Origin of the sequence: Nostoc sp. (assembly GCF_036919575.1) — a bacterium.
In the GTDB taxonomy this organism is placed as follows: Bacteria; Cyanobacteriota; Cyanobacteriia; order Cyanobacteriales; family Nostocaceae; genus Nostoc.
Window position 1 is genome coordinate 1 of the sequence record NZ_JBALBY010000094.1, and the last position, 8,528, is coordinate 8,528.

Annotated in this window: 5 protein-coding genes; 3 read left to right on the forward strand and 2 right to left on the reverse strand. The window is 42.1% G+C overall.

Annotation, left to right across the window (positions count from 1 at the left end; all coding sequences use genetic code 11):
- Positions 1 to 558: 558 nt before the first annotated feature.
- Positions 559 to 1,812 carry a DUF4912 domain-containing protein gene (locus V7K27_RS23940; RefSeq protein ID WP_334950633.1) on the forward strand — a complete coding sequence of 418 codons (1,254 nt, stop codon included), beginning with the start codon at positions 559 to 561 and terminating at the stop codon, positions 1,810 to 1,812.
- A gap of 1,009 nt (positions 1,813 to 2,821) precedes the next feature.
- Here V7K27_RS23940 and V7K27_RS36560 read toward each other — a convergent pair.
- Positions 2,822 to 2,959: a hypothetical protein gene (locus V7K27_RS36560; protein WP_442947644.1), complete on the reverse strand. Its 138-nt coding sequence runs from the start codon at positions 2,957 to 2,959 to the stop codon at positions 2,822 to 2,824.
- A gap of 513 nt (positions 2,960 to 3,472) precedes the next feature.
- The gene (locus tag V7K27_RS23950) at positions 3,473 to 3,868 is read right to left on the reverse strand and encodes a hypothetical protein (protein WP_334950635.1); all 396 of its coding nucleotides are present in this window, start codon (positions 3,866 to 3,868) and stop codon (positions 3,473 to 3,475) included.
- A gap of 1,089 nt (positions 3,869 to 4,957) precedes the next feature.
- Between V7K27_RS23950 and V7K27_RS23955 the strand changes: the two genes are divergently transcribed.
- Positions 4,958 to 7,186, forward strand: coding sequence for an EAL domain-containing protein (locus tag V7K27_RS23955; RefSeq protein WP_334950636.1), 2,229 nt, complete (start codon positions 4,958 to 4,960; stop codon positions 7,184 to 7,186).
- Positions 7,187 to 7,270: 84 nt separating this feature from the next.
- Positions 7,271 to 8,275, forward strand: coding sequence for an acetamidase/formamidase family protein (locus tag V7K27_RS23960; protein WP_334950637.1), 1,005 nt, complete (start codon positions 7,271 to 7,273; stop codon positions 8,273 to 8,275).
- Positions 8,276 to 8,528 lie beyond the last annotated feature (253 nt).

The window sequence follows — 8,528 nt, forward strand, 5'->3', positions numbered from 1 at the left end:
ATCACTAAGAGCGTCTAACGGAAACATCAGCATCTCAGCCTCAGCAGTGGCAATATTATGGTTCCAGTCGCGGCAATATTATCCTTCCACCGACAAGTAGTAGTTTCAGGCTATCTTGCCCCTGGTGTCAGCTTGGCTATATTTACCCCTTTTTGGCTAACCCACAGCGTAATGTCATGAAAGCTTGATATTATGGCGATCGCTCTAGATGCAACTAGCGAGTAATGTTATGAAAAGATGACAATTTGATCCCAGAAAGGCTGATAAATTCGTGAAACAGGCAAAAAGCCTACTTATTACCCCTTGATCCCTAGATATGCTTAGTGGTTAATATTGACTTAAGAAATAAAACTCCTCCGATCCCAAAGAAATGCTGATTTTGGCATAACCAGGAATTGAAAGGATGTTAGCTCAATTTAAAAACAGACTAAAAAACTTAAAAACTGGGCAAAACCAGGAGTCAGGAATAAGAAATTCATCTGGAGTGGATGACATTTTACATAGCATTCTTTAACCAGGGGAAATCATTTACCACTTAAACTACTGGAGACCCAATTAATGGCAAAAGAACGCCCGCCACTAGAGGAGATGACGTTACGGCAACTACGCAAAGTTGCTAGCGAATATAGCATCTCTCGCTATAGCCGAATGCGTAAATCACAACTTCTGGCATCAATACAAGAAGTCCAGCGCAGCAAAACTTTACTCAGTCCATCTCGTTCATTGGAGGCACAGGAAACCGTGGAAGCTGCAAAGTTTGAATTAGGTCAGGAAGATCGTACTGGTGGGTCTTTGGCTGATGTTGATGAAGGACTGGCAGATTTGCCATCTGGCTATGGTGACAGCCGGATTGTACTCTTACCACGCGATCCTCAGTGGGCTTACACTTACTGGGATGTTCCCAATGAACACAAAGAGGAACTGCGCCGACAAGGGGGACAACAACTCGCACTACGGATTTATGATGTCACCGACATCAATATCGAATATCAAAGCCCCCACAGCATTCAAGAATATCCTGCTGATGAACTAGCCAGAGAATGGTATCTACCAGTTCCAGTTAGCGATCGCGATTATGTGATCGATATCGGTTATCGTGCTGCTGATGGTCGCTGGTTGGTACTAGCTCGTTCTACTAGAGTACACATTCCTCCCGTTTATCCTTCTGACTGGATAGAGGATGTCTTCATCACTGTCAACTTTGAAGAAGATTTGCGTGGGAAGACTCAGTACGAACTGGTTTCCCCTGCCAAGAAGATCGCAGTTACCGCCAATGGTAATGTTGGTAATGCTGTGAATGGCAACCCCATCTACGACCAAATATTTGGTTTAGCAGAATCTGCCGAAGTACAACGGGTTGCTGGTTCTATCTTTGGCTCCCAGCAAGCTTCGGCGCGTCCTGAACAAGCCATTAGCTCATACATTTTCCCCTCTGGTGTGGGTATGTGGGCACTTCCCACCGCGTCTGGTTTAACCGCTTCCGGTGTCGGAATGTCAGGTGTTGGCTTCTCGGCTTCCGCCGTACCAGTACGTCCGCGCCAGTTCTGGTTAATTGCCGATGCTGAGTTAATAGTCTACGGTGCAACCGAACCCGATGCGACCGTAACCATTGGCGGTCGTCCAATTAAGCTAAATCCAGATGGGACATTCCGTTTTCAAATGTCCTTCCAAGATGGTTTAATTGACTATCCGATTTTGGCTGTAGCTGCTGATGGTGAGCAAACCCGGTCAATTCAGATGAAATTTAATCGTGAGACACCATCTCGGAATACTAACACCAAAGAAGAAGCTGTTTTAGAATGGTTCCCTTAAGTTTTAGCTCCCAGATTAACTCCAGTTTTAAAGCCAGAATTCAGAATCCAGAATTCAGAAGTAGAAGTCAGAATTAAGAAGACTTTGAGACTCAAGCTTAATAATTTGAATAAAATTACGAAGCTATAGCACCCTTGATTTTCTAATCATTCTGGATTCTGAATCCTGACATTTTAAATTATTCCCCGCTATAGTAATTCTGTAGCGGTTTTTTTGCATTATATGTATACAAAAAAATTATTTTTGTTATTTAGCTTGATAATTACAGCGAGCTTATTATCAGGGTGTCAAGAGATTGAAGCAAATTCAGTTTCAAAAGCATCTAAAACTTGTCCTGGTAAAGATGCCAAGTTCAGTATTGATTTTTTTAAAACCAATAATCAAGGTAAAAAAAATCAAAGAGGTATTAACAATGTGATTATTTTTAATCCTAAATCAGCAGAATTAGATTTCAAAGTTAATGTTGGTCTATCTCATAAACTCTACGCCAAAGATGCTAGGGGGAAACTGCGTAAAGAATATGTAGCAAAACAGTTTCATGAACTCATCGGCGATGAGAATGCCAAATTAAACGGAGAGCTACCCATTGCCGCAATTAATGCCGACTATATAGGTACTGATGATAAACCACAAGGCTTAAATGTTTCTCGTGGCGTAGAGTATTCAGGAGCATTTAAAAATAAACGTTCTTCCTTTGGAATATCAGGAGGTATACCCAAGCAGCGACAGGCTACTATCCAAGCTGGCAGAAGAAAAAGCGATATTCTCAATTACAATTTAGTGGGCGGTAATGGCAGATTCTATCGTCAGGGTAAGTTTAAAGATATTTGTGAAGATTTGGGAGAATTTGCCTGTAAAAATGCTACTAATCGCTCTTTGGCAGCTATCACTAATCAAGGCTATGTAATCCTATTAGTTAATGATTTGAAAGCTAATTCAGATATTGAATTATCTCAAGTTAATCAAGAGTTACTGCCAGATATGTTTGATAATGTTCTGGAAGGCATTGCTAGCAATAACTGTTTAGGTAAGATTCAAGAAGGGATATTATTTGATGGAGGTATGTCTCCAGGATTGTATTACAACCAGAAAACTTATGTAGAAAACCTTGGGCCGATTGGTTCAGTTTTTTTGATTTACAAAAAATAAAATAGTTACACCAGAATTCAGAATTAAGGAGTCAGAATTCAGAAGTAAAACAGGCTTTATACCTGGGTTTGAGACTTAGCTTGTGTACAACACCCAACATGAAAACTTCTGTATGTTACAGCAGTTTTCATGTATTTGAACTACATCTGTCGTAGGGGCACAGCAGTGCTCATTGGTGTCAACTTAACGTGAAAGCCAGCCTAAAACCAGCTTTTAGAGATAGTCTCGTTCCCAGTCTCTGACTGGGAATGCCCGTCGGAGAGGCTCCGCCTCCGTAACTTGCGGCAGAGCCACCAGGAACTGCATTTCTAGCCTCTGGCTAGAAACGAGGTTTTAAAGGGCTTTGAGCTTAAGTTGACACGCATGAGCTTTTTCTGTGCCCTTACCGCGTGGTCTATTTACCTGAAAATAGCTGTAACCACAGTCAAAATTTACTTGCATCTGGGTTTAAGTCCCCCACCAAATTTTCTTGTTTCGTGGTCTACAATTAGTGGCAGGTCTGAATTTCTCACTAATTGATTCGGAATTCGGAATTCGGAATTCTGTATTCTTCTTTAAATTTTTGCGAATTCTCAAGCTTGTTTGGATTCACCCAACGATTAACCAATTCCTTGTTATGTTTGTACACCTTGATTTGCACTTGCTTGGAACTTAACTTGACTACTTCGGCGGGAATTCTTTGGACATCGTTAGAATCCGTGCGAGGCTTGTAAAGCCAAATGACTTTTTGCCCAACTTCAAAGTAGTTAGGATTGCTAGTTAAAGAAGGCGCTCTTTCTCCCCAAGAGGGGAAAGCAATTGCTAAGTTTATCAAAAGTACTAAGACGACTAGAGTGATTTGGAAAAGTTGCATAATCATTGCACTTGTCTTAGGTCTGGTGCGGTAATCAATCTGCTGCTCTAGCATTTAGCTGTCCTCTTTAGCTTTCTCAAAGTTGACGTTGCTGGTTGATGATTTTGCCGGATTCATACCTCTTTTTCACCTAAGTTTGATAGCAATAGAGATTTGGGAAGTTAATTACTTAGCCAAAAGCTTGGATTAATCGCAAGAACCGTTTGTATTTGTTCAAAGTTCAAATCTCTACTGATTTCAGGATAAAGCAACCTTGACAATAAAATCAAATAGTCTTTTTTGTTAAAATGATAAATTGAATTTATCATACATCCTAAAAGTTGTGATGCTCTGACTTGAGATCACAATCTCTATCTCAGGAGTAATATAGGAATCATATTTGATTTCTGAAAAAATCTCGGTAGTCTTGTAGTGGACTGTGTAGGCTAAAATGTTGCAAAAAAATTGCTTTGTTGGGGAGCCACTGCGTTGCGCGGGTTAAGAGCGTTGTAGCAAGTGGCGTTGGAGGCAAAGCGTAACCCAACATCCTGATATATGTTGGGTTGCGCTCCGCTCCACCCAACCTACGTCTACGTCTAAGAGGGTGTTTGAAAAGTATTTAGTTGTGATTTTAGGCACTTCTAGATCCCCCCTAACCCCCCTTAAAAAGGGGGGAACCGGAATCAAAGTCCCCCAATTTATCGGGGGATTTAGGGGGATCTAGAACGTTTTGCTACCAAGAAGAGGACTTTTCAAACAACCTCTAATGCACTATTAAAGCCATGAGGGTCCACTACGTGCATTTCAAAAATTAAATACTAGTCCTATAGAACACTCTGTCGTAAAAAAAATGATGACATATAGTGCTTTATGAACTTTGATCTACAGCTAAAAACTATTCCTACTCTAGCTAATTTTTGCCTTTATTTTGTAACTGAAATTGTTGATATAACTACTCGTTAATTTGCGTTAACGTAAAAAATATATCTGGAATTAATTAAGTATTTAATATCATGCTTAGAATATGTTTATGAGTCACCTGATCAGCTAAATTATTTAGTTTGCCGAACTCATCGAATCTTCATCTATTTGAAGTTTAGTTTATCTTTTATACTAAAAATAGTGGGAATAATAGGTAAATCAGATTGAGTAAATTAGTTAGCTATGAGCCAAATATGTCCGATCTCCAAAACCTGTGCTTGTCGCAATGTTGCACGCTGTCGGACTAAGGAGGCAGGCAGGCTCTTTCTCTGGTTCCCCGTTCCACATACGCTGAAAAAAGTCACCTCCTATCTACAGAAGTTTGCCGTTGAGTATGAATTGATGCACGAGCGACCAGGTTTGAGTTTGGACTGTAGACCTGGACAGTCGCTAGAAATTGCCCGTAACCTAGCCAAACTACTTGCACCGAGAGAATTAAAAGAGACGCAAGTCCTTTTCATTCGAGGCGCTATTCAACCTGAAATCCAGGATTTTAGTGACATCGCCTCGTTACAACGCTTCATTAAGTTAAACCAATCCGACTGGCTGGTTGAAATGCTGGCAACGGAACGATTCACCACTTACTTCCAACCAATTGTCTCAATTAAGGATACATCGCAGATTTTTGGATATGAATCACTCTTGCGGGGACTAGATGAACAAGGCAATTTACTGCTACCGAAACCAATTTTGGAGTTAGCAACCGAAGCCGGACTTCTACCACAACTCGACCAAGTTGCTCGCCTCAGCGCAATCACTCAATTTAGCCGTTATCAAGTGAGTGGGCACATCTTCATCAATTTTGCACCAATGTCACTTTATGACCCAGTTTTTTGCCTACGTAGTACGGTAGAGGCAGTTGATACTGCCGGTATTTCCCATGAGCGGGTTGTTTTTGAAGTCGTGGAGTCAGACAATCCTCAAGATTTAGCCCACCTCAAGGCAGTGCTTAAATACTACCGGGATGCTGGGTTTTTAGTCGCCCTTGATGACCTTGGTTCTGGCTATTCCAGCCTAAACTTGCTACATCAGTTACGTCCAGACTTTATCAAGCTGGACATGGAGTTAATTCGAGATGTGCATCAAGACCTTTACAAAGCTTCGATTACCGAGAAGCTTCTAGAGATTACTCAAAAGTTAAACATCCAGACTGTTGCTGAAGGAATTGAGTGCATTGAGGAACTGAATTGGCTGCGAGAACGGGGTGCAAATCTTGCTCAAGGCTATTTGATTGCTCAACCTAATGCAGTGCCTGTGACTACAACCCCTCAGTTTGATCCGATCGCATTAACTATAGCATCGGCAAATTCTCCGCTGGTTGAGCAGCAGGTTCAACACCAAAGCCAGTCTGAGCAAATTGTCGCGGCTGTGACGCAGCGCATTCGACAATCGTTGGAGTTAGACGAGATTTTGCAAACCACAGTAGATGAGGTGCGAAAACTGTTTGAGATCGACCGAGTGGTGATCTATCAGTTTAAGCCCGACTGGAGTGGGTTAGTTGCTGTAGAATCCTTAGCAGCAGGCTGCATATCGATTCTGGGATTTCACGTCATGGACACCTGCTTTAAATCCACGCGTGCAACTTACTACCAACAAGGCAATACTAAAGCGATTGAAGACACTCAAACGGCAGGACTATCGCCGTGTCATTTTGACCTGCTTCAAAGTTTGCAAATCCGGGCAAACCTGATAGTCCCCATTTTGCAGCAAGAGCGTTTGTGGGGACTATTGATTGCTCACCAATGCCGTAACCCCAGACAATGGCAGCAATCTGAGGTTAATTTGTTTAAGCAGTTAGCAGGTCAAGCTGCGATCGCTATTCAGCAATCAGAACTTTACCACCAATTACAACAAGCAAACCAGGAATTACAGCGCCTTGCCTCTTCGGATGGTCTAACCCAAGTGGGAAATCGACGCTGCTTTGATGACACGTTCAACGCAGAGTGGCAACGGTTGGCACGAGAGCAAGGTTCGCTATCTTTGATTTTGTGTGATGTAGATTACTTTAAGCTTTACAACGATACGCATGGACATCTGGCAGGAGATGATGCACTCAGACAGGTTGCCAAGGCAATCTCTCAGACAGTTAAACACCCGGCTGATTTAGTTGCTCGTTATGGTGGAGAAGAGTTTGCAGTCATTTTGCCGAATACTGATATTGAAGGAGCGATCGCAGTTGCAAGAGATATTCAGACTAATGTTAGTGCATTACAAATACCTCATCTGCATTCTCATATCAGTGAATTCATCACCCTAAGTCTTGGTGTGGCAACCATCATTCCTCATAGCCAATTATCTCCTGCAACCTTAATTGCTGCTGCTGACCAGGGACTCTATCAGGCAAAAGCACAAGGAAGAAATTGTGTGGTGCAGATGGACTGTGAGGATGCTGACATTAGATATCTCCTTTAGCACCAGTCTCCATTTTCTCGGCCAATTATGGTGAATACGGATGCAAGAATCTTCAATCTAAAATCCAAAATTTAAAATTCGGTAATGACTCACTACATTTTAAAAGCTACTAAAGAAACTGTACATTTAGGTGGTTTCTCGCATCTACTAGAACCAGTACTGATTATTGACTCTGGCGATACCGTTGACGTAGAAACTTATACTGGTTACTACGTTTATGACAAAGCACCACCTGAGTTTCTCACACCAGAATTTCTCGACATCTGCCAAAATCTTCTACCAGAACGCAAAATTGCTGGGGGGCCGCATTTACTCACAGGGCCAATTTATGTGCGCGATGCCGAACCAGGGGATGTTTTAGAAGTACAATTAGATGCGATCGCACCTCGTTTACCTGTCGGCTTCAATGCCATTCGTACAGGTTGGGGAGCATTACCACATCAGTTTCCTCAACCTGCTTTGAGATTCATTCCTCTAGATTTAGCAAACAATATCGCGGAATTTCCGGCGGGTGCTGGCATAAAAATTCCCCTCAAACCGTTTTTTGGGATTCTTGGCGTCGCTACTTCAGAAACCTCTCGAACTTCTGTTCCACCAGGTTCTTACGGCGGTAATATCGACAACCGGGAATTACAAGCTGGTTCTCGTTTATTTTTGCCGATTTTCGTACCAGGTGCATTATTTTCTATTGGTGATGGACATTCAGCACAAGGAGATGGCGAAGTAAACGTCACCGCCATTGAAACTTCTATGAACGGTAGAATCACCCTCAAACTTCGCAAGGATTTACAACTGACAACACCAATTGCTGAAACTCCAACTCATATCATCACAATGGGCTTTGCTCAAACCTTAGATGAAGCCTTAGAACTGGCTTTAAAAAATATGATTGATTTCTTGGAACGCTTCGTAAATTTGTCGCCAGAAGATGCTTATGTATTGTGTAGTTTAGCTGTGAATTTTCACATTACTCAAGTTGTGAACAGTCCCCAAAAAGGTGTGCATGGAATGCTACAAAAATCAATTTTTTCCCAGAATATTAATTTATCGAAACAGAATAAAGGCGCCAGTCGTCAGAATTCAGCATGAATTCTGTACGATGGTTACTGAGCTTTTGCCTGCCCGTAGCTCTGTCGCTCGCGTAGCGCGTTGCCCTGAGCGTGTCCGTTGGGTCTCCAAGAGTTGGGTCGAAGTACTGGCGGATAGCGCAGCCTCTTCGAGTCCACGGGTGTCTTGATAGACCACGCGGTAGGGGCACAGCATTGCTCATTGGTGTCAACTTAAGCAAAAAGTCAGCATAAGATGTAATCTAAGAACATTGCAATTGATGTTCTTAGTGATA

Excerpts from the sequence above, each read along its gene's own strand:
- V7K27_RS23940 (WP_334950633.1), top strand. The coding sequence starts at position 559 with ATGGCAAAAGAACGCCCGCCACTAGAGGAGATGACGTTACGGCAACTA.
- V7K27_RS23950 (WP_334950635.1), bottom strand. The coding sequence starts at position 3,868 with ATGCTAGAGCAGCAGATTGATTACCGCACCAGACCTAAGACAAGTGCA.
- V7K27_RS23955 (WP_334950636.1), top strand. The coding sequence starts at position 4,958 with ATGAGCCAAATATGTCCGATCTCCAAAACCTGTGCTTGTCGCAATGTT.
- V7K27_RS23960 (WP_334950637.1), top strand. The coding sequence starts at position 7,271 with ATGACTCACTACATTTTAAAAGCTACTAAAGAAACTGTACATTTAGGT.